Genomic DNA, 632 nt, shown 5'->3' on the forward strand with positions numbered 1-632 from the left:
GACCCAGCGGCGAGGCAGCAGCACAAAGCCGGTCTGGCCTTCGGGCTTGGCAATAACCTGTAAGTCAATGTCGTGTACGGCCGCGGCATACGCGGCGTCTTCGCCTGTGTAGCCCTGGTCTGCGTAGGCCACCTGTACCTTTTGGCCCGTGACCTGCTGCACCCGCTCACAGAGCGCATCCACCTGCCCGCGGTCGGCTTCGTTGGCCGGCGTAACGACAGCGGCCAGCAGGTGGCCCAGCGTGTCGACGGCCACGTGCACCTTGCTGCCTTTGCGCCGCTTGGCCCCGTCGTAACCGGCGCGAGCCCCGCTTTCGGGTGTGCTCTGCACCGTGCGCGAGTCCAGAATCACGGCGGTGGGCTCGCCTCGCGGCCGGCCAGCACCCGGGCCAGTTCGCGCAAATCGGCCATCATATGCTCAAAACAGCGGTTGTCCCGCCAGCGGGCCCATTGTTGATACACAGCGGCCCAGGGCGGCAAGTCGTGGGGGAGGTAGCGCCAGCCGCAGCCGGTTTTGACCAGGTAGCGCAGGGCGTTGAACACGTCGCGCAGCGCATGCTCGCGTTGCGGCGCCTCTTCCCGCACCAGGGCCAAATAGGGTGCTACAAACGTCCATTCCGCATCCAATACGTC

1 pseudogene is annotated in these 632 nt (G+C 66.3%); it reads right to left on the reverse strand.

The annotated features are described in order from the left end of the window. A pseudogene (locus CDA63_RS21505) lies at window positions 1-632 on the reverse strand (IS5 family transposase); the annotation flags it as partial.

This window comes from Hymenobacter amundsenii (assembly GCF_002204745.1).
GTDB lineage: Bacteria > Bacteroidota > Bacteroidia > Cytophagales > Hymenobacteraceae > Hymenobacter > Hymenobacter amundsenii.